The sequence below is a fragment of the Christiangramia aquimixticola genome (genome assembly GCF_048285835.1).
GTDB lineage: Bacteria > Bacteroidota > Bacteroidia > Flavobacteriales > Flavobacteriaceae > Christiangramia > Christiangramia aquimixticola.
The window spans coordinates 369,468-394,583 of the sequence record NZ_JBLVTL010000003.1 but is presented as its reverse complement, the minus strand read 5'-3'; the positions used below and the strand labels follow the sequence as shown (position 1 = coordinate 394,583).

The 25,116-nt window shown below is 36.9% G+C and carries 27 protein-coding genes; 10 read left to right on the top strand and 17 right to left on the bottom strand.

What is annotated here, in order from left to right:
- Nucleotides 1-41 precede the first annotated feature (41 nt).
- A complete protein-coding gene (locus tag ACNKXV_RS08750; protein WP_417907330.1) occupies nucleotides 42-599 on the top strand; it encodes a DUF4377 domain-containing protein in 558 nt (185 codons plus the stop codon).
- Nucleotides 600-608: 9 nt separating this feature from the next.
- On the opposite strand, the gene ACNKXV_RS08745 is transcribed toward ACNKXV_RS08750, so the two are convergent.
- On the bottom strand, nucleotides 609-1,820 hold the full coding sequence (locus ACNKXV_RS08745) for an RsmB/NOP family class I SAM-dependent RNA methyltransferase (protein ID WP_417907329.1): 1,212 nt from the start codon (nucleotides 1,818-1,820) through the stop codon (nucleotides 609-611).
- 72 nt (nucleotides 1,821-1,892) lie between these two features.
- Between ACNKXV_RS08745 and ACNKXV_RS08740 the strand changes: the two genes are divergently transcribed.
- Nucleotides 1,893-2,960: a WD40/YVTN/BNR-like repeat-containing protein gene (locus tag ACNKXV_RS08740; protein ID WP_417907328.1), complete on the top strand. Its 1,068-nt coding sequence runs from the start codon at nucleotides 1,893-1,895 to the stop codon at nucleotides 2,958-2,960.
- A gap of 81 nt (nucleotides 2,961-3,041) precedes the next feature.
- On the opposite strand, the gene ACNKXV_RS08735 is transcribed toward ACNKXV_RS08740, so the two are convergent.
- From ACNKXV_RS08735 to ACNKXV_RS08705, 7 genes are all read right to left on the bottom strand, one after another.
- Nucleotides 3,042-3,503, bottom strand: a complete 462-nt coding sequence (locus tag ACNKXV_RS08735; protein ID WP_417907327.1) for a hypothetical protein — start codon at nucleotides 3,501-3,503, stop codon at nucleotides 3,042-3,044.
- Nucleotides 3,504-3,505: 2 nt separating this feature from the next.
- Entirely contained in the window at nucleotides 3,506-4,036 is a 531-nt protein-coding gene (locus ACNKXV_RS08730) for a hypothetical protein (RefSeq protein ID WP_417907326.1), read from the bottom strand.
- Nucleotides 4,037-4,067: 31 nt separating this feature from the next.
- Nucleotides 4,068-4,613: an RNA polymerase sigma factor gene (locus tag ACNKXV_RS08725; RefSeq protein WP_417907325.1), complete on the bottom strand. Its 546-nt coding sequence runs from the start codon at nucleotides 4,611-4,613 to the stop codon at nucleotides 4,068-4,070.
- A 407-nt stretch (nucleotides 4,614-5,020) separates the two neighbouring features.
- Nucleotides 5,021-6,844 carry an ABC transporter ATP-binding protein gene (locus ACNKXV_RS08720; protein ID WP_417907324.1) on the bottom strand — a complete coding sequence of 608 codons (1,824 nt, stop codon included), beginning with the start codon at nucleotides 6,842-6,844 and terminating at the stop codon, nucleotides 5,021-5,023.
- Between the two features lie 10 nt (nucleotides 6,845-6,854).
- Entirely contained in the window at nucleotides 6,855-8,585 is a 1,731-nt protein-coding gene (locus ACNKXV_RS08715; RefSeq protein WP_417907323.1) for a phospho-sugar mutase, read from the bottom strand.
- Nucleotides 8,586-8,632: 47 nt separating this feature from the next.
- Nucleotides 8,633-9,592, bottom strand: coding sequence for a glycosyltransferase family 2 protein (locus ACNKXV_RS08710; protein ID WP_417907322.1), 960 nt, complete (start codon nucleotides 9,590-9,592; stop codon nucleotides 8,633-8,635).
- Between the two features lie 3 nt (nucleotides 9,593-9,595).
- A complete protein-coding gene (locus ACNKXV_RS08705; RefSeq protein WP_417907321.1) occupies nucleotides 9,596-10,126 on the bottom strand; it encodes a DUF4199 domain-containing protein in 531 nt (176 codons plus the stop codon).
- Between the two features lie 149 nt (nucleotides 10,127-10,275).
- Between ACNKXV_RS08705 and ACNKXV_RS08700 the strand changes: the two genes are divergently transcribed.
- From ACNKXV_RS08700 to mtaB, 3 genes are all read left to right on the top strand, one after another.
- Nucleotides 10,276-10,530, top strand: a complete 255-nt coding sequence (locus ACNKXV_RS08700; protein ID WP_131395043.1) for a type B 50S ribosomal protein L31 — start codon at nucleotides 10,276-10,278, stop codon at nucleotides 10,528-10,530.
- Between the two features lie 115 nt (nucleotides 10,531-10,645).
- Nucleotides 10,646-11,815, top strand: coding sequence for a GlmU family protein (locus tag ACNKXV_RS08695; RefSeq protein ID WP_417907320.1), 1,170 nt, complete (start codon nucleotides 10,646-10,648; stop codon nucleotides 11,813-11,815).
- A gap of 228 nt (nucleotides 11,816-12,043) precedes the next feature.
- Nucleotides 12,044-13,375 carry a tRNA (N(6)-L-threonylcarbamoyladenosine(37)-C(2))-methylthiotransferase MtaB gene (gene mtaB, locus ACNKXV_RS08690; protein WP_417907319.1) on the top strand — a complete coding sequence of 444 codons (1,332 nt, stop codon included), beginning with the start codon at nucleotides 12,044-12,046 and terminating at the stop codon, nucleotides 13,373-13,375.
- Here the strand turns inward: mtaB and ACNKXV_RS08685 are convergent.
- Both ACNKXV_RS08685 and ACNKXV_RS08680 read right to left on the bottom strand, forming a co-directional pair.
- Nucleotides 13,372-13,671 (bottom strand): GNAT family protein, encoded by a 300-nt coding sequence (locus ACNKXV_RS08685; protein WP_417907318.1) that lies wholly within the window; start codon nucleotides 13,669-13,671, stop codon nucleotides 13,372-13,374. The genes mtaB and ACNKXV_RS08685 overlap by 4 nt on opposite strands.
- Nucleotides 13,672-13,682: 11 nt before the next feature.
- Nucleotides 13,683-14,396 (bottom strand): pirin family protein, encoded by a 714-nt coding sequence (locus ACNKXV_RS08680; protein WP_417907317.1) that lies wholly within the window; start codon nucleotides 14,394-14,396, stop codon nucleotides 13,683-13,685.
- Between the two features lie 100 nt (nucleotides 14,397-14,496).
- Here ACNKXV_RS08680 and ACNKXV_RS08675 point away from each other — a divergent pair, with 100 nt between their 5' ends.
- The gene (locus ACNKXV_RS08675; protein ID WP_417907316.1) at nucleotides 14,497-15,195 is read left to right on the top strand and encodes an alpha/beta hydrolase; all 699 of its coding nucleotides are present in this window, start codon (nucleotides 14,497-14,499) and stop codon (nucleotides 15,193-15,195) included.
- A gap of 10 nt (nucleotides 15,196-15,205) precedes the next feature.
- Nucleotides 15,206-16,162, top strand: a complete 957-nt coding sequence (locus ACNKXV_RS08670; RefSeq protein WP_417907315.1) for a lytic transglycosylase domain-containing protein — start codon at nucleotides 15,206-15,208, stop codon at nucleotides 16,160-16,162.
- A 6-nt stretch (nucleotides 16,163-16,168) separates the two neighbouring features.
- Here ACNKXV_RS08670 and ACNKXV_RS08665 read toward each other — a convergent pair whose 3' ends face one another.
- Both ACNKXV_RS08665 and ACNKXV_RS08660 read right to left on the bottom strand, forming a co-directional pair.
- Nucleotides 16,169-16,879, bottom strand: a complete 711-nt coding sequence (locus tag ACNKXV_RS08665; protein ID WP_417907314.1) for a TlpA family protein disulfide reductase — start codon at nucleotides 16,877-16,879, stop codon at nucleotides 16,169-16,171.
- 122 nt (nucleotides 16,880-17,001) lie between these two features.
- On the bottom strand, nucleotides 17,002-17,517 hold the full coding sequence (locus ACNKXV_RS08660) for a tetratricopeptide repeat protein (RefSeq protein WP_417907313.1): 516 nt from the start codon (nucleotides 17,515-17,517) through the stop codon (nucleotides 17,002-17,004).
- A gap of 149 nt (nucleotides 17,518-17,666) precedes the next feature.
- Between ACNKXV_RS08660 and rpmH the strand changes: the two genes are divergently transcribed.
- From rpmH to ACNKXV_RS08645, 3 genes are all read left to right on the top strand, one after another.
- Entirely contained in the window at nucleotides 17,667-17,825 is a 159-nt protein-coding gene (gene rpmH, locus ACNKXV_RS08655) for a 50S ribosomal protein L34 (RefSeq protein WP_011708966.1), read from the top strand.
- 117 nt (nucleotides 17,826-17,942) lie between these two features.
- Nucleotides 17,943-20,795, top strand: coding sequence for a carbamoyl-phosphate synthase large subunit (gene carB, locus ACNKXV_RS08650; protein WP_417907312.1), 2,853 nt, complete (start codon nucleotides 17,943-17,945; stop codon nucleotides 20,793-20,795).
- Nucleotides 20,796-20,868: 73 nt separating this feature from the next.
- Entirely contained in the window at nucleotides 20,869-21,261 is a 393-nt protein-coding gene (locus ACNKXV_RS08645) for a DUF423 domain-containing protein (protein ID WP_417907311.1), read from the top strand.
- Nucleotides 21,262-21,268: 7 nt separating this feature from the next.
- On the opposite strand, the gene ACNKXV_RS08640 is transcribed toward ACNKXV_RS08645, so the two are convergent.
- From ACNKXV_RS08640 to ACNKXV_RS08620, 5 genes are all read right to left on the bottom strand, one after another.
- On the bottom strand, nucleotides 21,269-21,733 hold the full coding sequence (locus tag ACNKXV_RS08640) for a hypothetical protein (RefSeq protein ID WP_417907310.1): 465 nt from the start codon (nucleotides 21,731-21,733) through the stop codon (nucleotides 21,269-21,271).
- A 29-nt stretch (nucleotides 21,734-21,762) separates the two neighbouring features.
- Nucleotides 21,763-22,716, bottom strand: a complete 954-nt coding sequence (locus ACNKXV_RS08635; protein WP_417907309.1) for a bile acid:sodium symporter — start codon at nucleotides 22,714-22,716, stop codon at nucleotides 21,763-21,765.
- Complete coding sequence (locus ACNKXV_RS08630) at nucleotides 22,713-23,264, bottom strand: acyl-CoA thioesterase (protein ID WP_417907308.1); 552 nt, start codon at nucleotides 23,262-23,264, stop codon at nucleotides 22,713-22,715. The genes ACNKXV_RS08635 and ACNKXV_RS08630 overlap by 4 nt, the downstream gene beginning before the upstream one ends.
- Before the next feature lies 1 nt (nucleotide 23,265).
- Nucleotides 23,266-23,631, bottom strand: a complete 366-nt coding sequence (locus ACNKXV_RS08625) for a 6-phosphogluconate dehydrogenase (protein ID WP_417907307.1) — start codon at nucleotides 23,629-23,631, stop codon at nucleotides 23,266-23,268.
- Between the two features lie 87 nt (nucleotides 23,632-23,718).
- Nucleotides 23,719-25,098, bottom strand: coding sequence for a DNA recombination protein RmuC (locus tag ACNKXV_RS08620; protein WP_417907306.1), 1,380 nt, complete (start codon nucleotides 25,096-25,098; stop codon nucleotides 23,719-23,721).
- Between the last annotated feature and the right edge of the window lie 18 nt (nucleotides 25,099-25,116).

Genomic DNA, 25,116 nt, shown 5'->3' with positions numbered 1-25,116 from the left:
TATATAAAACGAGGATCGGTTAAACTTCAAATTGTTGTTCAATGCTTTATAAATCCATTCTTCCAATTATAGGATTATTAATTATTTTATTCTCCTGTTCCCCTTCCGGTTTTTCAGGAGGAAAAGGAGAGATGGTAGAAATGAGGGTAAATCATTTTAAAAAGACCGGTATCGGCGAGGGGATGTATCTTTCGCTACAGGTACAGGAAAATGATAAAATAGGAGGGGAAGAGTGGTCTACTTTGGGAGCAGATATCGACGGTTTTGAATTTTTCCCAGGTTATGTTTATGATCTAAGGGTTCGAAAAGTACAACTTGAAAATCCTCCTGCAGATGGATCTTCCATTAAATACATTCTTGTAAATGTTAAGTCCCAAAATAAAGTCCCTAACAATACTCAATTCGAAATTGAACTAAAGTTACATGGAAACAATTTTGTGACCGGAGATGCAGTTCAGTTTTCCTTACTTGATCAATATGCAATCGATTGTGAAACCCTCTGCGAAAATATGATAGAGGGGCTGGAAAATGAAGAAAAACTCACCGGCATCTTTGAACACGGTGAGAGTTCCTCACTTATATTAAAACAACTTTTTTAGGAAACAGAATTATTCTTTTTCCAGTAAAGCCATGTAAAAACCATCATAACCACTTTCACTGGAAAGAATTTTCTTTTCGCGAAGTAAACGGAATTCTTTGCCCGATTCGGTTTTAAGGAATTTCTGAACCTGTTTATCATTTTCAGAAGGAAGGACAGAGCAGGTAGCATAAACCAATTTCCCGCCTTTTTTTACGATTTTAGAATATTGTTCCAAAATTTTAGACTGAGTATTTCTGATCTTTTCCAAAAACTCCGGCTGTAACTTCCATTTAGCATCTGGATTACGGCTTAGAACTCCCAATCCGCTACATGGTGCATCGATCAAAACTCTGTCGGCACTATTATATAATTTTTTGATAACCTTCGTAGTTTCAATGCTACGGGTTTCTACATTATGAGCACCGGCTCTTTTTGCTCTTCTTTTAAGTTCCTTTAATTTATTTCCATAAATGTCCAGAGCAATGATCTGACCTTTATTTTCCATTAAAGCAGCCAGATGAAGCGTTTTACCACCGGCTCCGGCGCAAGTATCCACTACGCGCATTCCCGGTTGTACATCCAGAAATTCTGCTACTCTTTGGGAACTCGCATCCTGGACTTCAAATAACCCATCCTGAAATGCTTTGGTTCTAAAAATATTTGCACGCTCCTTTAGCTCAAGAGCTTCCGGATAGTTTCTAAGATCTTTCGTTTCAATGCCTTCTTCGGCTAGAATTGCGGCTAATTTTTGAGGGTTGGTCTTTAATTTATTAGCTCTTATTACTACAGGAGCCTGTTGGTTTAGAGCGCTTAGCTCCTTAGTCCATACCTTTTCACCAAGTTCTTTGGCTCCCAGTTCGTCCAGCCAGTCCGGCACAGATTCTCTGAATTTTCGGGTACGGCTAAGTTCATCAAATCTTCCTTTAATTCGTCTTTCAGGTGTTTTTTCGAACTGTGGCCATTCCGGAATTGTGACTCCACGTAAAACACACCATACTGCGAACATCCTGAATAGATCCTCTCTTTTGTAAGGTTCTTTTACTTCAGCAATTTCAGCATATAATCTCTTCCATCTTACAATATCATAGGTGGTTTCAGCAATAAAACTTCTGTCTCTGGATCCCCATCGCTTGTCTCGCTTCAGGGTCTTTTCGATTACCTTATCGGCATAACTTCCTTCATTAAATATTTCGGATAGGGCATCAATAGTTGCAAAAACAAGGTTTCTGTGTAGGCGCATATTTCTTCTTTAAGGCCGCAAAGTTACGGTTTTTTGATTCGGAAAAATTTATATTTGGTTCAAATTCAAAATATGAAAAAATTAAGCATTTTACTAATTCTGTTGATAATAGCCTGTAAGGGAGATAAAGATGAAAGCAAAGAGTTTTCTTCTGAAAAAAAGGAGAGAGTTGCATTTACGAATATGGAGGTGGAAAACCTTTTAAAAGATGATTCTTTAAGTATCCGTGCCATTGAACTTATGGGAAACAACCTAGCTTTTGCTGCAAATAACGGTAGCTATGGTTTATATGATCCGGTAAATGATTCCTGGAAAACCGGAAAACAAAAGCATGATACTTTATCTCCGGAATTTAGAGCTGTAGGAAGTACTTCCAATGATTTTTTCATGCTAAGTGTAGGTACTCCGGCACTTTTATATAAAACGGGTGATTCTGGTGCAATGGAACTGGTTTATAAAGAGGAGCACGAAAAGGTCTTTTATGATGCAATGGCTTTTTGGAACGATAATGAAGGGATTGCAATTGGTGACCCAACAGATGGTTGTATGTCTGTAATTATAACCCGTAACGGAGGAAATTCCTGGTCGAAACTAAATTGTAAGGACCTTCCAAAAGTGAATGAAGGAGAAGCTGCATTTGCGGCAAGTAATTCCAATATTGCTATTCAGGGAAGTAAAACCTGGATCTTAACGGGAGGAATGAGCTCACGCATATTATTTTCACCTGATAAGGGGAAAACCTGGGAAGTATTCGATATCCCATTAACTCAGGGAACTCCAACCGGTGGAGGTTATAGCCTGGATTTTTATGATGAAAAAACCGGATTTATTATTGGAGGTGATTATACAAATCCTGAAGGCAATACCGGAAATAAAGCAGTTACCAAAGATGGTGGGAAAACCTGGAATTTAGTAGCAGAAGGGCAGGAGCCAGGGTATAAAAGTTCTGTTAGATATGTTCCCGGTACTAACGGTAAAGAGCTTATTGCTACCGGATTTACGGGAATTCACTATAGTAAAGATGGCGGTGAGACCTGGGAAAAACTTTCTGATGAAGGTTTCTATACTTTAAGATTTTTAAATGACAGTGTGGCTTATGCAGCAGGGAAAGGAAGGATCTCCAAATTGAATTTCAGATAAAAAAAATACTCCGGCGAATTCAATAACCGGAGTATTTACTACTAACTAACCAAAAAACTAATTATGAATAGCTCACTACTTCTATCCATTACCATTTGAAATATCCTTGTCTCTCTTGGAACGATATTCCTTTATAAGCTTTTTATGAAATTCCTTTTCAAGCTTATGTAATTTTATAATATCCCGGGCTGAGATTATTTGTTTAAGTTCCTTAAAGAGTTGCTTCTTGATCTTGTATTCTTCACTTTCTATAGAAAGGAATTCGTCTAAAAGTTCATCGGCCTGATCTTCATTATAACAACTTATATTGTCAAGTTCAATGTGTTCGCGCCTATGCAATTCCCGGCGTTTACTCTCATATTCATTATAAATTGGCCAGAATTTCTGGGCAACCTTATCGGTGAAGTTCATTTCCTGAGTGAAGTAAGCGACCTTAAGCGCTTTGATTCGTTCACGCTGAGCATCTCTCTCGCCTGAATCCTCCTGAGCAAAGGATAAAGTAGCAGAGAATAAGAATAGTACTATAAAAATATATTTTTTCATTATCATTCCATTATATATAAAGGATCTTCAACATTTTCATCCAGGTATTGAATAACTGCTTCTGATGTGAGTTGATCCAGATCTGACTCTTCAAAAAGTTTACCACTATTAAAAAATTCAGCATAATCTGAACTGCTTAGATCCAGATAATCCATTTCGTAACCTTCATCCAGATAGGATTCCATGGCAGAAACTTCAATATCATCCCATCCTGGCGTTGTACTTGGAGAAGGAGTGAAGAAATTTCCCAGCATTAAGAATGCGATTACAGCAGCTGCAGCAGCATAATAAATAAATTCTTTTCTGAAAATTCGACGTACCGGTCTATTATCATTTTCGATCTTTTTAAGAATACTGCTTTCCAATGTATCGAAATAAGCTTCCGGAACCTTGAAACCAGAATCGACCTGTCCTTCCAGATCTACTCCTTCAGGATCGATAGCATGCATAACCCGATCTTCAAGAGTACTGAAATAATTTTCAGGGGTCTTGAAGCCGGAATTTTTGCAATATTTAGATCTATTTGGTTTCATTATTTATTTGACTGCTATTATTGTAAATGGTTTAATTTGACTTTAAATATTCTTCTATCTTTTTGGAAGCTATGTGAAAGGAGGCTTTCAGGGCTCCTTCGCTTGTGTCTAAAATTTCGGCCATTTCCCGGTATTTTAATTCCTGAAAATACTTCATGTTAAATACCTGTTGTTGTTTTTGAGGAAGCGTGGCGATCGCCTTTTGTAATTTAAGCTGAATTTCACTCCCTTCGAAGTAAACATCACTTTCCAGATTGTCAATTATTTGATCCTGCAGTTCTGAAGATGAAATCTTAAGCCTTTTAGCCTTTTTATTAATAAAGGTGATAGATTCATTGGTGGCGATCCTGTACATCCAGCTATAAAGCTTACTGTCACCTTTAAACTGACCTATATTCTTATATATCTTAATAAAAGTATTTTGCAGGATATCATCTGTATCCTGATGATCTTTTGTAATATTTCGAATATGCCAATAGAGACGTTCCTTATATAAACTTATAAGTTCACGGAAGGCCTCATGGGAAGTAGCACTATCCTTTAGTTTTTTAAGTAATTGCTCTTCAGTACTCTGCAAAATATAAACCGGTTGAACCGTATTAAAAGTATAAAATTAATCAAGCTATTTTCTTACAGTGTAATTTAATATTATGTAAGAAATTTCAAACAAATTATGGTGATTCTATCGCCAAACAGCATAAATTTCTGCTAAAAAGCATTTTTTTCTTGTTTGAAACATATTTAGTCGTATATTTACTACAAGAAAAATGATTTAATCCTTTTTTTGCCCCTTAAAAATTGAATTGAATCTAAATTATCTTCACCTGCCCCAAGGTGGATGTAATTTTTGAAAAATGGATGATCCCTACTATAGGTCATCCATTTTCTTTTTAATTAAAGTCTCATCCAAAAAGTGTAAAGTATAAATAGCCTTTCCTAACCGAATCCGGATAACACCTCAAAATCACTTTATAATAATCCGCCTTATTCAAAAGATTGCATGTCTACAAGCTTCTTATAAGTACCATTGACATCGATCAATTCCTGATGTTTTCCTTGTTCCACGATCTCACCTTTCTGCATCACTACGATCTTATCTGCATTCTGAATAGTAGATAGTCTATGCGCAATTACGATAGAGGTTCTGTTCTTCATCATGTTTTCCAGTGCTTTTTGAACCAATTTCTCACTTTCCGTATCTAATGCTGAAGTTGCTTCGTCCAGGATCATGATTGGTGGATTCTTTAAAACGGCACGGGCGATTGATAATCGTTGTTTTTGACCACCACTTAATTTATTTCCGCTATCACCAATATTGGTGTCCAGCCCTTTTGGAAGATCTTTTACAAATTCCCAGGCATTGGCGATCTTAAGAGCATCTATAATTTCTTCATCGGTTGCATTATCCTTACCCATTCCAATATTATTCCTAATGCTGTCATTAAATAAAATGGAATCCTGAGTAACCAGTCCCATAAGATCTCTTAAGGAAGCTTTCTTAATTTTTCGAATATCGGTTTCATCCAGTTCTATCTCTCCAGAATTTACGTCATAAAATCTGGTGATCAAATTGGCAATGGTCGACTTCCCTGATCCGGATTGTCCAACCAATGCAACGGTTTGACCTTTGGGAACAGTAACCGAAAAATCTTTTAAAACCGTTTCATCTTCATAGGCGAAATTCACTTTTTTAATGCTGATCTCTTTTTCAAAAGACTTCTTGTCAATTGCATCCGGAGCATCGGTTATAGTAGATGGTGTTTCAAGTACGCTTAAGATCCTTTCGGCCGCAGCATTTCCCTTCTTAACGCTGTAGGAAGCTTTGGAAATCTGTTTTGCAGGTGTAAGTATATTATAGGCAAGACCAAGAAAAGCTATAAAAGTAGCAGCATCCAGAGTTCCGTCTACAAGTACCATATGCCCTCCAAACCAGAGGATGATCACAATAACAAAAATCCCTAAAAACTCACTGGTTGGCGAAGCAAGATTCTGCCTGTTTACCAAACTGTTTAAGATTCCGTTGAGTCTGTTTGTTGATTCCTGAAAACGGGAATAGAACTTTTGCTCAGCATTAAAGCCTTTCACGATCTTAAGGCTGGAAAGTGTTTCTTCTACTATGCTTAAAAAATGTCCGTTCTCTTCCTGAGCTAAATTGGATTTTCTTTTTAATTGTTTTCCAATAAGAGAGATCACAAAACCGGCAACAGGAAGAAATATGAATACGAAAAGCGTAAGTTTCGCACTCATTAACAACATTGCGATAATGGTGAACAATATGGTAAGTGGTTCTCTTACAATTAGTTCAAGTATGGATAGAAAGGAAGTCTGGACTTCATTAACGTCGGCAGTAATCCGTGAAATCGTATCCCCTTTTTTCTTTTCTGAAAAGTAGGCGACAGGAAGTTCCAGGATCTTTTTATACATGGCATCCCTTACATCCCTTAATACTCCATTCCGAAGAAATGTTAGGAAAAATGAACTTAAGTATCCAAACATGTTCTTTAAAAAGAACAAAAGAACTACAATACCGCAAATGAAAATAAGAGCCGAAACTTCATCCTCATTTACTCTTTGGGTAACCTCATAATTAAAATAATCTGTTACATAATCTTTAGCTCCGGACAGTCCGTCCCAGACCGGCTGTTTTGAAACCCTTTTTGTTTTATCGAACAAAACCTGAATAACCGGAATAAGGGCTATAAAGGAAAGGGTACTAAAGATCGCATAAAAAATATTGCAAATAATATTCAGTATCGCAAAGTTCTTATAAGGTTTTGCGAATTGAAGTATTTTACGGAAATATGTCATTTATAGTTTGTTAGCCCAGTTTTAGTTCTTCTTTGATTCGGGCAATTTTGTCGCTTAATTTTTGATCTTCTTCGTTAAAATTAGAAATGGAATCCAATTGCGAATTCACGCTAATGTAGAATTTGATCTTAGGCTCTGTACCACTTGGGCGGGCAGCTATTTTAGTTCCGTTTTCAGTATAATAGATCAATACATTCGATTTTGGAATGTCAATCTTATTTTCAGTACGATCCTGTAAATTTTTAGCTATGGAGGTGTTGTAGTCTTCAATAAGCACCACTTTTTCACCATCAATTTCCTGCCATGGATTTTCTCTTAGGTCGATAAGCATTTGTTTGATCTCCTTTTCTCCCTGTATACCTTTTTTCACTAAAGAGATCAGCTCTTCGCGGTAAAGTCCATGTTCTACATATAATTCAAGAAGTTTTTCATAGAAAGATTTTCCTTCAGCTTTCATTTTCGCAGAAATCTCGCATGCAAGTAGGGTAGCGGTAACAGCATCCTTATCTCTTACAAACTCACCCACCATATAACCAAAACTTTCTTCTCCACCACCAATAAAATCCATCTCCGGATGATCTTTTATAAGCTTGGCGATCCATTTAAATCCGGTAAGGACTTCCATGTATTTTACGTTGTAGGCTTCAGTAAGATTTTTAAGCATTGGAGTGGAAACAATTGTAGAAGCTACAAATTCTTTTCCTTTTAATCTTCCCTGTTTTTTCCATTCTTCCAGCAGGAACCATGTCATAACAAGCATGGTTTGATTTCCATTAAGAAGGATCATCTCACCATTAAGATCTTTTACGGCAACTCCAAGACGGTCACAATCGGGATCTGTTCCAATTACAATATCACCATCAATTTCAGCCGCTTTTTCCAAAGCCATTTTAAGAGCTTCAGGCTCTTCGGGATTAGGAGATTTTACGGTTGGGAAATTACCATCCGGTTCTCTTTGCTCTTCAACAATATGAACATTGGAGAATCCTGCTTTTTCAAGTACTTCAGGGATCATCGTAATTGAAGTTCCATGAAGGGAAGTGAAAACAATTTTAAGGTCCTCTCTAGCAGATGCAGGAGTATCAAAACTTCCATTTTTTACAGAAGCTTCAGCAAAAGCCTTATCTACTTCTATATCAATCTTTTCAATTAAATCTTCGTTAGCATCGAATTTAACAGCATCGTATTCCAATTCGTTGATAATTGTAATAAGATCTTTATCCTGTGGCGGAACCAATTGACCACCATCCTGCCAGTATACTTTATAACCATTATATTCCGGGGGATTATGGCTGGCAGTAAGCACGATTCCACAGTGACAATTTAGTTTCTTAACTGCGAAAGAAAGCTCGGGAGTTGGTCTTAATTCCGAAAAAAGAAAAACCTTAATTCCGTTTGCTGAAAATACATCGGCAACAACTTTTGCCAATTCCTGACTGTTATTCCGGCAATCATAAGCGATCGCAACTTTTAGATCTTCTCCCGGAAAAGATGTTTTCAGGTAATTTGATAATCCCTGAGTATTCTTTCCAAGGGTATATCTATTGATGCGGTTAGTTCCCACACCCATTACGCCACGCATTCCACCAGTTCCAAATTCGGCATTCTTATAAAAACACTCTTCCAATTCTTTGGGATCGTCTTTTATTAAGCGATTGATCTCTTTTTTTGTATCAGCATCAAAAGTATCAGTTAGCCAGGCTTCCGCCTTTTGGAGTATTTCTGGTTTGTTTGTAGACATAATTAATTTTTTACTTGGCAAAAATAATGATTATACTATGATTGTTCCTAAATATTAGGAGTCGTTTTCTTGATTAAATACCTCTCTTTGTCCCGTTTGGAGCGGAGAATCAATTCTCCTAAAAATCCAGCCAGAAAAAACTGAGTTCCCAGCATCATCACCGTAAGTGAAATGTAGAACCATGGATTTTGTGCAACCAAAACATTGGGTAAGCCGTGATATAGCTTGTATAATTTAGAAATTCCTATCCATCCTGCAGAGAGGAATCCTATAATGAACATAATAACGCCCACGGCTCCAAAAAGGTGCATGGGACGTCTTCCAAATTTGGATAAGAACCAGATACTAATAAGATCCAGAAATCCATTAATAAAGCGGTTAACGCCAAATTTGGTCTTTCCGTACTTTCTGGCCTGGTGTTTTACTTCTTTTTCGGTAATATTATAAAAACCGGCGTTTTTAGCCAATACCGGGATGTACCTGTGCATCTCGCCATAAACGTCAATATTCTTAATGACCGAATTTTTGTAGGCCTTTAATCCGCAATTGAAATCATGAAGTTTCACCCCGGATGTTTTTCTTGCCGCCGCATTGAATAATTTGGAGGGAAGGTTTTTGGTAATGACATTGTCATACCTTTTCTTCTTCCAGCCGGATACCAGATCAAAATCTTCTTTTGCGACCATGGCATATAGCTCCGGGATTTCTTCGGGGTTGTCCTGTAGGTCGGCATCCATGGTAATTACCACGTCACCTTCAGCTTTTAAAAAGCCGGCATGTAAGGCCTGAGATTTACCGTAGTTCCGGTTAAATCTAATTCCCTTTACATTTTCATCAAGATCGGCCAGGGCTTCAATGGTATCCCAGGATCCATCGGTGCTGCCATCATCGATAAAAATGATTTCATAGGAAAAGGAATTGGATCGCATTACTTTTGCGATCCAATTATATAATTCAACCAAAGATTGCTCTTCGTTGAGTAATGGTATGACTACCGATATCTGCATTTATTATGCGTTAGTTTTATCCTTCTCTCTAAAGATCAATGCAATTATTAAACCTATAATAGAAAAGAATATCAATTGAGATGCAAAGCTAATAGTTACATTTTTAATGGAAAAGGTTTCTTCTTCCTGCATTTTAATCATAGCTTCATTTATTTGAGCTTCTGTCATTCCAAAGTTTTCAAGCATTTCCACTTGTTTTTCCATGCTAAGTTCCTTCAAGGTCTCTGCAGCTTCAGGGTCAATTAAATTAAAAAGAATAAGGCTGAAAATGGTTGCAATGAACAATCCTGTTACTACCGTTAAAAAATAAGCTGAAAAAGCATTTTTAAAAGTAAAGAGAGTAGTGCTGGCGGTTTTTGCTTTCTTAACAGCCATAGTTCCCAATACCAGTATTAGAATAAGGTTTAGTACCATTAAATACCATTCGGTCATTAAGGAAATGTCGAAAGCGTAAATAAGTACCGTAATAAGAATTAAAGAAATACCAAGATACACCCCGTAGCTGGTTGCTAATTTTTTAGAAGATTGTTCCATTGTTAATTGAAGATTGATTAGTTTAGCAGTTAGTTATCAAATATAGGAAAACGTTACAATCCTTAATTAATAAAAAGTTTTTGCATTTTTATTTGCAGTTAAGGAGTTATTAATTAAATTTGCACCTCGAAAATTAAAAGATCAAAGCGATGAAGCAGGGAATCCATCCGGAAAATTATAGACTGGTAGCTTTTAAAGATATGTCAAATGAAGATGTATTTATTACTAAGTCTACCGCAAAAACAAAAGAAACTATCGAAGTTGACGGAACTGAATACCCGTTGGTAAAACTGGAAATTTCCAGAACTTCTCACCCATATTACACTGGGCAAACTAAGCTTGTGGATAGTGCAGGTAGAATTGACAAGTTCAAAAACAAATACTCAAAATTCAAGAAAAAGTAATTTTTCCTGTCTTTTCAAATATATTGAGCCGCTATTAGCGGCTTTTTTTGTGCGCTATTTTAGTTAATTTCTTTGCTGTTCTTCAGGAACCATTAATTTTGGAAAAATTTTCAATATGAATTACATTCTTTTTGACGGTCCGGTTCGTAACGATCTTTTGCCGTTTACCTATACCCGTCCTGTCGCCGATATAAGAGTAGGTGTTCTAACTATCCGTGAGAAATGGGAAGCATATTTGCAACAGGAAACTTCTACTAAAACTGAAGATTATCTAAGCGGTAAATGGCCGATAAAATTTGACGAAAACAATGTTTTCATTAATTCTTCGATTTTGCCAACTCCAGGAATGGTGGCGGCAGTTAATAAACTTCAGGTAGGTGAAAAACTGGTAGAAGATGAGCTGGTAATAGCTTATTATCAAAATGAAAAGGATGCGGATATTGAAGATTTTAAATCCATTCAATTTGACGAAGAAGTTACACAGATAGCAAAAACCTGGGATATTTTCTCAAAAAATGATAAGGCTATAAAGCTTGATTTTGATTTTTTAACTCAAAATCGAAAATCTCAGCCCATAGATACTTCCAACTTTGTAAAATCACCTGAAAATATTTTTATAGAAGAGGGGGCAAGTGTGGAGAACTGTTCTCTTAATGCATCTTCAGGTCTTATCTATATTGGTAAAAATGCTACTATTATGGAAGGATCCTTAATTCGTGGGCCGCTTGCCTTATGTGAAGGTGCAACCATTAAGCTTGGTGCTAAGATCTATGGTCCTACGACTATTGGGCCAGCCTGTAAAGCTGGTGGGGAGATTAGCAATTCTGTGCTTTTCCAGAATAGCAATAAGGGCCATGATGGCTTTTTAGGTAATTCAGTTTTAGGGGAGTGGTGTAATATTGGAGCAGATTCTAATAATTCCAATCTTAAGAATAATTACGCTGAAGTTAGACTCTGGAATTATAACACTGAAAATTTCGCAAAAACCGGACTTCAATTTTGTGGTTTGATCATGGGGGATCATAGTAAATGTGGGATTAATACCATGTTCAATACAGGAACTGTTGTTGGGGTGAGTGCAAATATATTTGGCAGCGGATTCCCAAGAAATTTTATCCCAAGTTTTAGCTGGGGTGGTAGTGCCGGAACGAGTACGTATAAACTGGCGAAGGTATTTGAAACTTCAAGACTGGTTATGCAACGCAGGGGAGAAGAGCTTACTGAAGAAGATGAGAAGATCCTCAGCCACGTCTTTGAAAGTTCCGCTAAATGGAGAAAGAATTAAATAATACTTTTTAAAAGCGGGATACATATCAGGCACCATAGCTTTCTAAGTTATGGTGTTTTGTTTATTAAATTTTTAAGTTTCTGTTGTTTAAAAAGAAGGGGCGAACTCTACTATTATTTAAAGCTCAGGAATTTAGATTATTACAAATCCCGAATCATTTTACAGAAACATTTTTAGTTGGTATCTTTGCAACCCCAAATATCGATTGGGAATTTACTGTGGATTATGGAAGCAAAGAAAGTAGCATTTTATACACTTGGATGTAAACTGAATTTTTCAGAAACATCCACCATTGCCAGGTCTTTTGAAAACGAAGGATTGGAGCGTGTTGAATTTGATGAAAAAGCCGATATATATGTGATTAACACTTGTTCGGTTACTGAAAATGCTGACAAACGTTTTAAAACCATAGTAAAGCAGGCGCAAAAAAGTAACGAAGATGCGTTTATGATCGCGGTTGGATGTTATGCTCAGTTGAAACCTGAAGAACTTGCTGCTGTTGATGGTGTGGATCTGGTATTAGGAGCTACTGAAAAATTCAAAATCACAGATTACCTTAACGATCTTACCAAAAATGATCACGGGGAAGTTCATTCCTGTGAAATTACTGAAGCCGATTTTTATGTTGGTTCTTATTCCATAGGGGATAGAACCAGAGCTTTTCTAAAAGTTCAGGATGGATGTGATTATAAATGTACCTATTGTACAATTCCTCTGGCTCGTGGAATCTCCCGAAGTGATAAACTGGAAAATGTTTTGCAGAATGCCGCTGAAATTTCTGAACAGGGAATTAAGGAAATCGTTTTAACCGGTGTAAATATCGGGGATTATGGGAAAGGTGAATTTGGAAATAAAAAACACGAGCATACTTTTCTGGATCTTGTAAAAGCCTTAGACGAGGTGCAGGGAATAGAAAGATTAAGAATTTCTTCTATCGAGCCTAACCTGCTTAAAAATGAGACCATCGATTTTGTAGCTCAAAGCAGAACATTTGTTCCTCACTTTCATATTCCATTGCAGAGTGGGAGCGATGCGATTCTAAAGCTTATGCGTCGCAGGTATATGAGCGACCTTTATGTGGACAGAGTAGCGAGAATTAAGGAGGTTATGCCAGATGCCTGTATTGGCGTTGATGTTATTGTTGGATTTCCCGGTGAAACAGAAGAGCATTTTCTTGAAACCTATAATTTTCTGAATGATCTGGATATTTCCTATCTGCACGTTTTCACATATTCAGAAAGGGATAATACTCCGGCCGCTGACATGGAGGGCGTAGTGCCTTTAAAAGTCAGAAAAAAGCGCAGTAAAATGCTCCGTGGTTTATCAGCTAAGAAACGTAGAGCTTTTTACGAAAGTCAGCTTGGGAATACCCTTAAAGTCCTTTTTGAAGGTGAGAATAAAGAAGGGTATATCCATGGATTCACGGAGAATTACGTTAAAGTAAAAGCTCCATGGAATCCTGATAAAGTAAATACTCTTCAAACAATTAAATTAACTGAAATTGCCGAAGATGGACTGGTAAGGTTCGAAGAGTTACCTGAGCCCGTAAGTGTTTAGATATTTATTCCTACCGGCAGCAGGTCTTTGTATTTGCGGCGGTTTCTACGTATATAACTGGCAATTTCGGGACTTGTAGGCACCACTCTTGTATTTCTGGTCTCCACTATTTCAGTTAAAACAGCTTTGATGAAATCCTCCTGATGGTCTTTAGCAGTTTCAGGTAATCTTAGTTTTGTAAGAAATATTTTTCTATCCTGTTGTGAATATTCTATAACAGCAAGTTCGCCGTTAATCGTAGTTTCAAACTGTCTTAAAAATTCATTATCTGTAATCTTTAAATCTTCATTATTCATACCTCAATTTATTAGTTCATGGGTACTTCTATAAGAAGTACTTTCGATTCATTTGTGAATTTCAAAGTGAAATTTCTGGTATTCCAAATTCCTATGGCATCCCGACGTTTTATGTGTTCACCACAAATTTCTGCGGCGCCTTCAATTAGAAAGACATAAGTTCCGTTATTCTCACTTTTTAAATTATACTCAATTTCCCTGCCAGTTTCAAATTCACCAAGGTGTAAATAGGCATTCTGATTAATGGTTAAAGAATTTGGGCTTGGATTTGAAATTGGTGAAACAATGTTCACCAGCTCGCCAGATTTAATCGCTTCAGTAAAATCTTTTTGATCATATCGAGGTTCGTGTCCGCTTGCATCCGGTAGAATCCATATTTGTAACATGTTGAGTTCTTCACCGGAAGAGTTTATTTCGCTGTGTTCTATCCCTGTACCTGCACTCATTACCTGAACTTCCCCTGCGCTTATAACGGCGGAATGTTTCATGGAATCCATATGCTTGATAGCGCCTTTTAATGGGATGGATATTATTTCCATATCCTGATGCGGATGTTTGCCGAATCCGGTGCCGGATTTTACATAATCATCATTTAAAACCCGAAGCAATCCAAATTGGACTTTTTCCGGATCATAAAAATTTGCGAAACTAAAGGAGAAATTGGCATTTAACCAACCATGATCTGCTCGACCCCGAGTATTTGCCGGGTGTAATACTTTATCCATTATTTGTGCTTAGGAAATTTGAAAGTCCTGTTTTTAGCAGTAATTTTGATTGTTAAATTTACAATATTATGCGAGCACTCCTTGTTATATACATGTTAAAATGGGAAATGTGAATAAGCCAATCCACGTATATTTCATGCCGGGAATGGCCGCAGGTTCTTCGATTTTTGAAAATGTAAAACTACCCGCTTCAGAATTTGATGTTCATCATCTTGAATGGGAAATTCCGGAAGCCGATGAAAGTTTAAAGGAGTATTCAAAAAGAATGGCTAAATACGTTCATCACGAGGATATCGTTCTTATAGGGGTCTCTTTTGGAGGGGTTATTGTTCAGGAAATGTCAAAAATCCTGAAAGTGAAAAGAGTAATTATCATTTCCAGTATTAAATGTAATGATGAGTTGCCTTCCCGAATGAAATTTGCCTCTAAAACTGGATTATTTAAAATATTACCTACAAGCCTGGTAAGTTATGTAGATCATTTTGACAAGTTTGCCTTTGGGAGTTTTTTAAAGACGAGAGCGAAATTATACAAGCAATATATTTCAATTACAGATAAACAATATCTGGATTGGGCTATTAGAGAGATGCTAACCTGGGATTGTGAGAAAGCAGATGATCAGGTGGTGCATATTCATGGGGATAAAGATGAAGTGTTTCCAATTAAAAATATTAAAAATGCCATCATTGTAAAAGATGGTACTCATATAATGATCGTGAACAGGTTCCGTTGGTTTAATGAAAATTTACCGAATCTGATCAAAACCGGAAAGATTACAAAAGAAATTAAAACAATTTAAATCAGTTAATATGAATTTTTTGAAGAGTGTACTTATAATCGTGGGACTTCTTACTGTTTGTGGGTTAAGTATCAATGCGGTTATTCAGCAGGAAGATGGCGGAGGGAATGGAGCAAAAGCTAATTCACTCGATAAGGATAGAAGTGTTGCTGAAAGTTACCGGGTAAAAGCATTACCAATGCCAGAAAATCTTGAATTTGCGGGTGAAAAAGTGCCTTTAAAAGATCCTGATGTGTACGAAAGAATGGACAGGGAGCTGCTTGTGAACACTTACTGGCAATCTAATGCTTTATTATTGATGAAGCGCGCCAGTAAATTTTTCCCCATCATTGAGCCTATACTTAAGGAAGAAGGAGTGCCGGATGATTTTAAATATCTGGCGGTTATAGAAAGTGGTTTGACTCAGGCGGTTTCTCCGGCCAAGGCTGTTGGTTTCTGGCAGATCCTGGAAGGAACAGGAAAAGAGTATGGTTTGGAGATCAATGCAAATGTTGATGAAAGATATCATATTGAAAAATCTACCAGGGTAGCTGCCGATTATCTTAAGAAAGCTAAAGCGAGATTTGGGTCCTGGACTCTGGCTGCGGCCTCTTATAATGCCGGGCAGTATGGTGTTGATAAGCAATTAGACAGACAGAAAGTGGAGGAGTATTATGATTTATTATTGGGCGAAGAAACGGGTCGTTATGTATTCCGGATTGTAGCTTTAAAAGAGATCATGAATAACCCTGAAAAATATGGATTTGATTATACCAAGGAAGATCTATATGAATATATCCCGGTTAAAAAGGTGAAAGTGGATACTGCGGTAACCGATTTTCCAGATTTCGCCAAAAAATTCGGGATCAATTATAAGATTCTGAAGATCCATAATCCGTGGTTACGAGATGATCACCTTAAAAATTCTACCAGAAAACTATATTATATAGATATCCCGGAAAAAGGATTCTATCCGGAGGTTAAATAGGAGGTTCTATTCCTGATTTGTAACATTTTCAGCATAAACCTCATTATAATCTGAGATCAGATTTTTAGAGATCGAACTTTCCAAAGCGATGTAGTTTTCCCTGTAAGCGGTTTCTTCGTCTGTTGAAGCCGCTGTGAAAACACTTCTGCGTATGTCTCTTATCTGTTTGTCTTCTGAAAGTAGAAAGCAGGTAGGAAGACCTAAAGAGTGTTTAAGCTGTTTTACTACGTAAGCGCCGTTATTCTGAGATTCATCAACATATACTATGGAGATATTCTTAGAGAATTGATCTGCCAGTTTTTTAACAGTTTCGCGTTTGTCCCAAAAAAGTACCACAAAATCTATTTTGCCTTTATATTCCTGGGCGAGTTTATTTAACGCAGGGATTTCTCCTTTTGCAGGAATAATCCAGCTCGCATAGGTAATAAGGAAAACAGGCTTGTCATAATCATATAAATTGACCTCTTTTTTGTTGAGCCTTCGAAATTTGAAATTATCCATATAGGAGCCTTCCAGATGATTGCTGGTAAATTCCTGGAATAATTCTTTTCCTTTTTCGTAGTCGTTAAATCTATATGCGAGATCGGCTTTTTTGTTGTAGTCGGAAAGGTGTTCGAAGAGCGCTTCAGAGAAAAAATACTTTTCTTCCATATTTTGCTGGGAGAAAATATGGTTATTGATAAGTAGCAATATTAGTACCAGTAAATATCTCTTCATAGGTGTATTGGGGTATACACCGCGAAAATACGCTCGATATCAGTGGTTCAGAAATTTATTCGATAAAGTACTTGGATATTAGTTAAAGAAGGGCATTATGATAATTTTACAAAAAATTTGAGCTATATTTTTTTCATTTGCTCCTTCATCATTCTAATTTGATCGTTCATCATCCCATGCTTATCCAGCTTTTTAGCTTCGTTCAACAGAGTTGTAGCTTCACGTTTTCTTCTTTTTGTCATGGCTATTCCTGCAAGATTAAGTTTTGCCATGGCCAGATCATGATCCATAGAAAGACCTAATTTGATCGCTCGTTTAAAGAATTTTTCAGCCTGAGTGATATTGGTTTGAGAAACCATTAGTCCATGAAGATACCAAAAGTAACCCTGCTGCTTTGTAATAAGAGCTTTTTCAGGATCCTTGATTTTATTTAACCACTTTTTTGCTCCTTCAAAATCCTGCTTTCTAAGTCTTAGGAATGCCAGAAGTAAAATTTCATTCTTAAAATAAAGGAAGATAAATATACCAGACAGCAATAGTAAAAATATACCGTTTCCAATCTTACCTTCTATAAACTGCCATATAGCTACAGCTATTATTAAACCGGCTAAAACTAACTTAATATTCTTATTGAACATAGGGATCTTGATTTTCGAGCGGCAAAGGTAAGAAAAACAATTAAAAATATTTTCAATTTAGTATTTGTAGTACTTAAAAAGCTTTGTATATTTGCACGCAGTTTTAAAGACAGCCAAAACGAATTTACAGAAGATAAAAGATACACACAATGAAAAGAACGTTTCAACCATCTAAGAGGAAAAGAAAAAATAAGCACGGCTTTAGGGAGCGTATGGCTAGTGCAAACGGTAGAAAAGTCCTGGCCAGAAGAAGGGCTAAAGGAAGAAAAAAGTTATCTGTATCTTCTGAAAACAGACATAAACATTAATGATTCTCATTAATTGAAATATTAAAGGTGTTACTTTTTGAGTAACGCCTTTTTTTATACCCTAACGCTTCTTACTTTTATTGCGAACACAACTTAACGCGAATACAACACATAATCATGCCTAAAAACAACAACATCAAGTGCGTTTTAATTATAGGTTCAGGACCGATTATAATTGGCCAGGCCTGTGAATTCGACTATTCAGGAACTCAATCTCTACGTTCTCTTAGAGAAGATGGGATCAAAACAATCCTTATAAACTCTAACCCTGCCACGATCATGACCGATCCATCGATGGCAGATCATGTTTATTTAAAACCTCTTACTACCAAGTCTATAGTGGAGATTCTAAAGAATCATCCCGAAATTGACGCTGTACTGCCTACCATGGGAGGGCAAACAGCATTAAACTTGTGTATCGAAGCCGATGAAAAAGGAATCTGGAACGACTTTAATGTAAAATTGATTGGTGTTGATATCGACGCAATTAATATTTGCGAAGACAGAGAGCAGTTCAAACAATTAATGGGGAAATTAGGAGTGCCTGTCGCACCTGCCAAAACGGTTACCTCTTACCTTCAGGGAAAAGAAGTGGCTCAGGAGTTTGGTTTTCCTTTGGTAATTCGTGCATCTTTTACTCTTGGTGGAGGAGGAGCAAGTTTTGTTCATAGAGCTGAAGATTTTGACGAAATGCTTTCCAGAGGTTTGGAGGCTTCTCCAATCCATGAGGTACTTATAGATAAAGCACTACTTGGCTGGAAAGAATACGAGCTGGAGCTTTTAAGGGATCGTAATGATAATGTGGTAATTATATGTACCATAGAAAATATGGATCCAATGGGTATCCATACCGGTGACTCCATAACAGTGGCTCCGGCAATGACTTTAAGTGATAAGACATTCCAGAAGATGCGTGATCTTGCAATCAAGATGATGCGCAGCATTGGTGATTTTGCCGGTGGTTGTAATGTACAGTTCGCGGTAAGCCCGGATGAAAAAGAAGACATTGTAGCAATCGAAATTAACCCAAGGGTTTCGCGATCATCTGCACTTGCCTCAAAAGCTACCGGGTATCCTATCGCTAAAATCGCTACCAAATTAGCTCTTGGTTATAACCTGGATGAACTAGATAACCAGATTACGAAATCTACTTCTGCATTATTTGAGCCATCACTGGATTATGTGATCGTAAAAATTCCACGCTGGAACTTCGATAAGTTTGAGGGGTCTGACAGGACTTTAGGTCTTCAAATGAAATCTGTAGGTGAAGTAATGGGAATTGGTAGGTCTTTCCAGGAAGCTTTGCACAAAGCAACTCAGTCTCTGGAGATAAAAAGAAATGGGCTGGGAGCAGATGGAAAAGGATACAAGGATTATGACCAGATTATAGATAAGCTTACAAATCCAAGTTGGGACAGGGTCTTTGTGATTTATGATGCGATTCAAATGGGAATCCCATTAAGCCGAATCCACGAGATCACCAAGATCGATATGTGGTTTCTTAAACAATATGAAGAGCTTAATGCCCTTGAAGTTGAGATAAGCGGATATGATATAAATTCTTTGCCAAAAGATCTAATGCTGGAGGCAAAACAAAAAGGTTTTGCAGACAGGCAGATCGCACACATGCTTGATTGTTATGAAAGTGAGGTCTATAAAAAACGAGCAGAACTAGGCATTAACCGTGTATACAAATTAGTAGATACCTGTGCGGCAGAATTTAAAGCCGAAACTCCATATTACTATTCTACTTTCGAAGAAGGAATCCGTTCTAAAGAAGGGGAGTTCTATACTTCGAATGAAAGTACAGTTTCTGATAAGAAAAAGATCGTTGTTCTTGGATCCGGACCTAACAGGATTGGTCAGGGAATTGAGTTTGATTATAGCTGTGTTCACGGAGTACTTGCTGCTTCAGAATGTGGTTATGAAACCATAATGATCAACTGTAACCCGGAAACTGTTTCTACAGATTTCGATATTGCCGATAAATTATATTTTGAACCAGTCTTCTGGGAGCATATATATGACATTATTCAGCATGAGAAGCCTGAAGGGGTGATTGTGCAACTTGGAGGGCAAACTGCTCTTAAACTTGCTGAAAAGCTGGATAGGTATGGTATAAAGATCATGGGAACAAGTTTCGAAGCTCTGGATCTTGCTGAAGATCGCGGAAGTTTCTCTAAACTGCTACAGGAAAATGATATCCCTTATCCTGATTTTGGAACAGCTGAGACAGCTGAAGAAGCATTAAAACTGGCAGACGAACTTGATTTTCCAATTCTCGTACGTCCTTCCTATGTTTTGGGAGGTCAGGGAATGAAGATCGTAATTAACAAAGATGAGCTTGAAGCTCATGTAGTAGACCTGTTAAGGAAGATACCTAATAACAAATTATTGCTGGATCATTATCTTGACGGAGCTATTGAAGCTGAGGCCGATGCGATTTGTGACGGAGAAGATGTTTACATCATCGGGATCATGGAGCATATAGAACCTTGTGGAATACATTCCGGAGATTCAAATGCGTTGTTACCTCCATTTAACCTTGGGGATCTGGTGATGCAGCAAATTAAAGATCATACTAAAAAGATAGCACTGGCTCTTAATACAGTTGGCCTTATAAATATACAGTTTGCCATAAAAGATGATAAAGTGTTTATTATTGAAGCCAACCCACGTGCTTCGAGAACGGTGCCTTTTATTGCCAAGGCTTATAAAGAGCCTTATGTAAACTATGCAACCAAGGTAATGCTAGGAGAGAAGAAGGTGAAAGATTTTAAATTTAATCCTAAACTGGAAGGCTATGCAATTAAGCAACCGGTGTTCTCATTTAATAAGTTTTATAATGTGAACAAGCAACTGGGGCCGGAAATGAAAAGTACCGGGGAAAGTATCCTGTTTATTGATAGTTTGAAAGATGATGATTTCTACGATCTTTATTCAAGACGTAAAATGTATTTGAGTAAATAACAAATAACTGCATTTATAAAGGTCATTCTGAATATTTTATATTTGGAATGACTTTTTTTTATACGCTTAATTTATGAAGGAAATAGTCTTGATCGCCGGAGGATCACTTGGAGCTCTTTCGGTTATTCTGGGAGCGTTTGGAGCCCATATTTTAAAGAGGTCTTTTAATGATGATCAGCTGCAAAGTTTTGAAACAGGAGTAAAATATCAAATGTACCACTCTATAGTATTAATTATTTGCGGAATTGTTTTTCCATTCACTGAAGGTGGGCAGAATATGGCCGCCTGGTGTTTTATCATTGGCGTGGTATTGTTCTCCTTTAGTATTTATGGGTTAACCTATAGCAGTTCAAGAGGGAAGAAACTAAAAATCCTTGGTCCGGTGACTCCAATAGGAGGTTTGTTTCTTATTGCAGGATGGATTTTGTTTACTTATCAATTAGTAAAGATTTCAGCGTACCTGTAAATGTGAACTATCGGCAATCCATTCTGATCAATGGAAAATCGCTGTGAATGTCAAAGTCTTTGTTAGTAAAAACCATTCTGTTTTTTTTCTGAATAGATGCAGTAGAACCTTCCATAAATCCTTTCCCTGTACGTAAAAAGAATACTTCTCTAATACTGTTTTTCCCTTCGGCAGAAAAGGTATAATCGGCAAACAGACTGTCGCCTTTTAACCTTCCACGTATTGAGCCTTTTTGGGAATCTTTCTCATTAAGAGAATAAGATAGGTCTCCTTCAATCAAAGTGTCATTTTTAATATGTAAGGCCATATAAATGGTGTCTCTATCCTTCAAATAGCCATAACACTCAATACGCTCGATGTTTTTAAATTCAGAAAATTTCTGAATCTCATTTTCGGTGGTGGTTTTTCTGTTTTTATCACAGGAGTGAAGGATACTTAGAAATATGATGGCAGGAATTAAAAAAGATCTCATTTCTTTTTCTTTAAAAATAGAATAAAATCCTAAATCTTTAACTCCCTTTTACTGTATTTTTCAGCAAACCAGGCAATAAGGATTAGCTGTGCCGAGTGATAGAGCATGATGGGAAGCAACATGAGGCCTGAGTTAGCCGAGGCTCCAAAAACCACTCTGAGCATAACAGTCCCGTGGACCAGTGATTTTTTTGTTCCGCAAAATTGTGCGGTGATCTTATCTTCAGTATTCAATTTTAATAAATTGCTGATCCCTTCTAAACTAAAATAAACAACGAAAAACAGTATAAAAACTATCGCTGACATTTTAAGAATATCAATCCAGGCAATGCTTGAAAAAATATCAGACGAAAAGGAGTTGCTAAAGCTTGAATAAATAATAAGAAGGATTGTGGTTTTATCGAAGAGACTTAGTTGTTTACCATACTTCCTGGCAATATTTCCCAAATATCTCTGCAAAATTAATCCAAGGATCAATGGAGCTATAATTTGAATGAATAGTTTTTGCAGGACGATTAAAAAGTCAAAATCGGTAGATTTTTCTAAAACGAAGCTTAGCCACAAAGGAGTAGCAATAATACCAATTAACCCCGATAAGCTTGCATTGAATATTGCGGTTGGTAAATTTCCTTTTGCCAGCGCTACCATTACTACAGACGACGATACTGTTGAAGGCAAAGTTCCTAAAATGAATAGGGCAATCCATAATTCAGATTCCAGGCCATCTTTAAATAAAGGTAGGCATAAAAGGCAGAGAAGTGGAAAAACTATAAATGTGGTTAAATGAATTATAATATGAACTTTATAATTCATAAAGCCTTGCTTAAACTCCGCCGGAGACAGTTTTAAACCATAAAAAAAGAAAATTAATCCAATCCCAACATCGGTAATTGACTTTAATGGAAGCAATTCTGTGCCGCCCGGGAAAAGGTAAGCCGCTATAATAGCAAGGAAGATGGTTAATATAAAGCCGTGGGATCTCAATGCTCCATTTCAATTTTAGCTTTATGGTTTTCCACGATATGAAGGTATTTTTGTGACGAGAAATCGGTTTCATGAAATTCCCGGGAACGATTCTTCTTCATATCCTTACGTTTGATACTTTTAGCAAACCTCCTTATTTGATCATCTGTTTTCAAGATAAGACCGGGAACCGAAATGGAATTACCTTCCTTATCCTTTGCTACCATAGTGAAATACGAGGAATTACAGTGTTTTACCACTCCGGTTTGAATATTTTCGGCTTCTACTCTAATTCCAATTACCATAGAACTGCGCCCTACATAATTTACAGAAGCCTTCATTGTTACCAATTCCCCAATCTCAATTGGGCTAAGAAAATCGACCGTATCTACACTTGCAGTCACACAATAAGCTCTTGAGTGTTTTGACGCGCAGGCGAATGCGATCTGGTCCAATAGGGAAAGTATGTATCCACCATGTATCTTTCCTCCAAAATTTGAATGGGAGGGAAGCATTAATTCTGAAATTACAACCTGACTTTCGGCTACGTTTTTAAATTCTTCTTGCATATTATCTTCTAAAATGTGGACTTTCAGACTTTTCTACTTCTGTAATAAAATATTTGGTGTCACCCCAAAAGAAAAATGTTGCAAAACGTTCTACATAAGTAAGTTTCACATAATTTCCTTCAAATTCCTTAAGGTTTTCGATTACCTCTTCATTCTTATCAAGAACTGAAAACTGGAAGATCTGAGCGCCGCTAATTCCCTGGCTTATTTCTCCTTCCCAGGTTTTAACGATTACACCTTTTCTACTGAATTTGATAAGTTCACCGCTTCGGGTTCCCTGGCTATAAGGGACAAAAAGAATGAAGGCGTAATAAAAAAGCCAAAGGATAAAAATTCCGCCAAATATATATAATAGTGTTTTTTTCATTGAATGTTTTTAATTGTTCTGTATGATGTAAAAAGGGGGAAGATCAAGTCTTTCTTCGTTATTCAAAAATCTATATTCCTCTCAAATTTACTCGTTATTTTCCTTTATTAAGTTACTGTCAATTTGCTTACTCGCCTTGGCACCAAGTTTCTTTAATTTTTCAACTCTTCTAATAAGGTTGCCTTTTCCGGTCAATTTTTTCATCGCTCCGTCGTAGGAGTTTTGCACAGTTTCTATCTGTTTTCCAACCTTTAGTAATTCAGTGGTTAAATTGGTGAAAGCATCATATAAATTTCCCGCCTGGGTTGCGATCTCAATGGCATTTTGCTTTTGTTTTTCATTCTGCCACATACTATCGATCGTTTTTAATACAGCAAGCAAAGTAGTTGGAGTAACGATAATGATGTTCTTGTCAAAAGCTTCATTGTATAAGCCCGGATACTCATTAGAAGCTACGGCAAATGCTGCTTCAATAGGAATGAAAAGAAGTACAAAATCGGGACTATCTGTTTGATGCAGGGCATGGTAGTCTTTTTGACTTAATTCTGTTACCCTGTTTCGTACGGCGATCAAATGGTTTTTAAGGTGACCTGACTTCTCTGTTACCTCTTCCTCATTTACATAACGTTCATAGGCGTTAAGTGAGACTTTAGAATCGATGATCATTTTCTTGTTTCCCGGCAGGTGGATCACCACATCGGGGATTATCCTTTTACCTTCTGAAGTGTTGTAATTTTGCTGAAGAAAATATTCACTGTCTTTCTGAAGTCCGCTTCTTTCAAGAACCCTCTCCAGTACCATTTCTCCCCAGTTCCCTTGCATTTTGATGTTGCCTTTTAAAGCACGGGTTAGATTGGTAGCCTCTTCACTAATCTTGATGTTTTGTTCGTTCAGAATCTTTAATTTTTCTCCAAGTTCAGCATGACGTTTAACAGATTCAATATTGGTAAGACTTACCTTCTCTTCGAATTCTTTAATTCTCTTATTTAAGGGATCAAGAATATTTTCAATATTCTGTTTGTTTAAGCTCGTGAATTTTTCTGACTTTTGCTCAAGGATCTTATTAGCCAGATTCTCAAATTCTTTACTGAATTTTTCCTGAAGCTTCTCAACCTCTAATTTTTGTTCAGTACTTTGCTGAAGCAGATTATCAAAATCGGCAGATTTTTTAACCAGATCCAGACTTATGTTTTCTTTTTCCAGCCTAAGAGATTTTAATTCATTCTTATAGTTCTCTATCTCTCTGTTAGCTTCATTTTTTAATTCTGAAATTGCAATCTTGTTTTCGCTTAAAGTGTTGTTTAAAAGCTCTTTATGTTCGTTGATCTGTAGAGTTAATTGATCAATTTTTTCTTTTAATATTTCCTGTTTAGATTGTGATTTTAAACGGGAAATAAAATAGCCAATCAATATACCGGCAACCAGAGTAAAAATTGAAATAATTGCAATTATGAAATAGTCGTTCATTTAGGTTAGCGCTTTTGC

Coding starts and splice junctions, on each gene's coding strand:
- ACNKXV_RS08750 (WP_417907330.1), top strand. CDS start 42: ATGCTTTATAAATCCATTCTTCCAATTATAGGATTATTAATTATTTTA.
- ACNKXV_RS08745 (WP_417907329.1), bottom strand. CDS start 1,820: ATGCGCCTACACAGAAACCTTGTTTTTGCAACTATTGATGCCCTATCC.
- ACNKXV_RS08740 (WP_417907328.1), top strand. CDS start 1,893: ATGAAAAAATTAAGCATTTTACTAATTCTGTTGATAATAGCCTGTAAG.
- ACNKXV_RS08735 (WP_417907327.1), bottom strand. CDS start 3,503: ATGAAAAAATATATTTTTATAGTACTATTCTTATTCTCTGCTACTTTA.
- ACNKXV_RS08730 (WP_417907326.1), bottom strand. CDS start 4,036: ATGAAACCAAATAGATCTAAATATTGCAAAAATTCCGGCTTCAAGACC.
- ACNKXV_RS08720 (WP_417907324.1), bottom strand. CDS start 6,844: ATGACATATTTCCGTAAAATACTTCAATTCGCAAAACCTTATAAGAAC.
- ACNKXV_RS08715 (WP_417907323.1), bottom strand. CDS start 8,585: ATGTCTACAAACAAACCAGAAATACTCCAAAAGGCGGAAGCCTGGCTA.
- ACNKXV_RS08710 (WP_417907322.1), bottom strand. CDS start 9,592: ATGCAGATATCGGTAGTCATACCATTACTCAACGAAGAGCAATCTTTG.
- ACNKXV_RS08705 (WP_417907321.1), bottom strand. CDS start 10,126: ATGGAACAATCTTCTAAAAAATTAGCAACCAGCTACGGGGTGTATCTT.
- ACNKXV_RS08700 (WP_131395043.1), top strand. CDS start 10,276: ATGAAGCAGGGAATCCATCCGGAAAATTATAGACTGGTAGCTTTTAAA.
- ACNKXV_RS08695 (WP_417907320.1), top strand. CDS start 10,646: ATGAATTACATTCTTTTTGACGGTCCGGTTCGTAACGATCTTTTGCCG.
- mtaB (WP_417907319.1), top strand. CDS start 12,044: ATGGAAGCAAAGAAAGTAGCATTTTATACACTTGGATGTAAACTGAAT.
- ACNKXV_RS08685 (WP_417907318.1), bottom strand. CDS start 13,671: ATGAATAATGAAGATTTAAAGATTACAGATAATGAATTTTTAAGACAG.
- ACNKXV_RS08680 (WP_417907317.1), bottom strand. CDS start 14,396: ATGGATAAAGTATTACACCCGGCAAATACTCGGGGTCGAGCAGATCAT.
- ACNKXV_RS08675 (WP_417907316.1), top strand. CDS start 14,497: ATGGGAAATGTGAATAAGCCAATCCACGTATATTTCATGCCGGGAATG.
- ACNKXV_RS08670 (WP_417907315.1), top strand. CDS start 15,206: ATGAATTTTTTGAAGAGTGTACTTATAATCGTGGGACTTCTTACTGTT.
- ACNKXV_RS08665 (WP_417907314.1), bottom strand. CDS start 16,879: ATGAAGAGATATTTACTGGTACTAATATTGCTACTTATCAATAACCAT.
- ACNKXV_RS08660 (WP_417907313.1), bottom strand. CDS start 17,517: ATGTTCAATAAGAATATTAAGTTAGTTTTAGCCGGTTTAATAATAGCT.
- rpmH (WP_011708966.1), top strand. CDS start 17,667: ATGAAAAGAACGTTTCAACCATCTAAGAGGAAAAGAAAAAATAAGCAC.
- carB (WP_417907312.1), top strand. CDS start 17,943: ATGCCTAAAAACAACAACATCAAGTGCGTTTTAATTATAGGTTCAGGA.
- ACNKXV_RS08645 (WP_417907311.1), top strand. CDS start 20,869: ATGAAGGAAATAGTCTTGATCGCCGGAGGATCACTTGGAGCTCTTTCG.
- ACNKXV_RS08640 (WP_417907310.1), bottom strand. CDS start 21,733: ATGAGATCTTTTTTAATTCCTGCCATCATATTTCTAAGTATCCTTCAC.
- ACNKXV_RS08630 (WP_417907308.1), bottom strand. CDS start 23,264: ATGCAAGAAGAATTTAAAAACGTAGCCGAAAGTCAGGTTGTAATTTCA.
- ACNKXV_RS08625 (WP_417907307.1), bottom strand. CDS start 23,631: ATGAAAAAAACACTATTATATATATTTGGCGGAATTTTTATCCTTTGG.
- ACNKXV_RS08620 (WP_417907306.1), bottom strand. CDS start 25,098: ATGAACGACTATTTCATAATTGCAATTATTTCAATTTTTACTCTGGTT.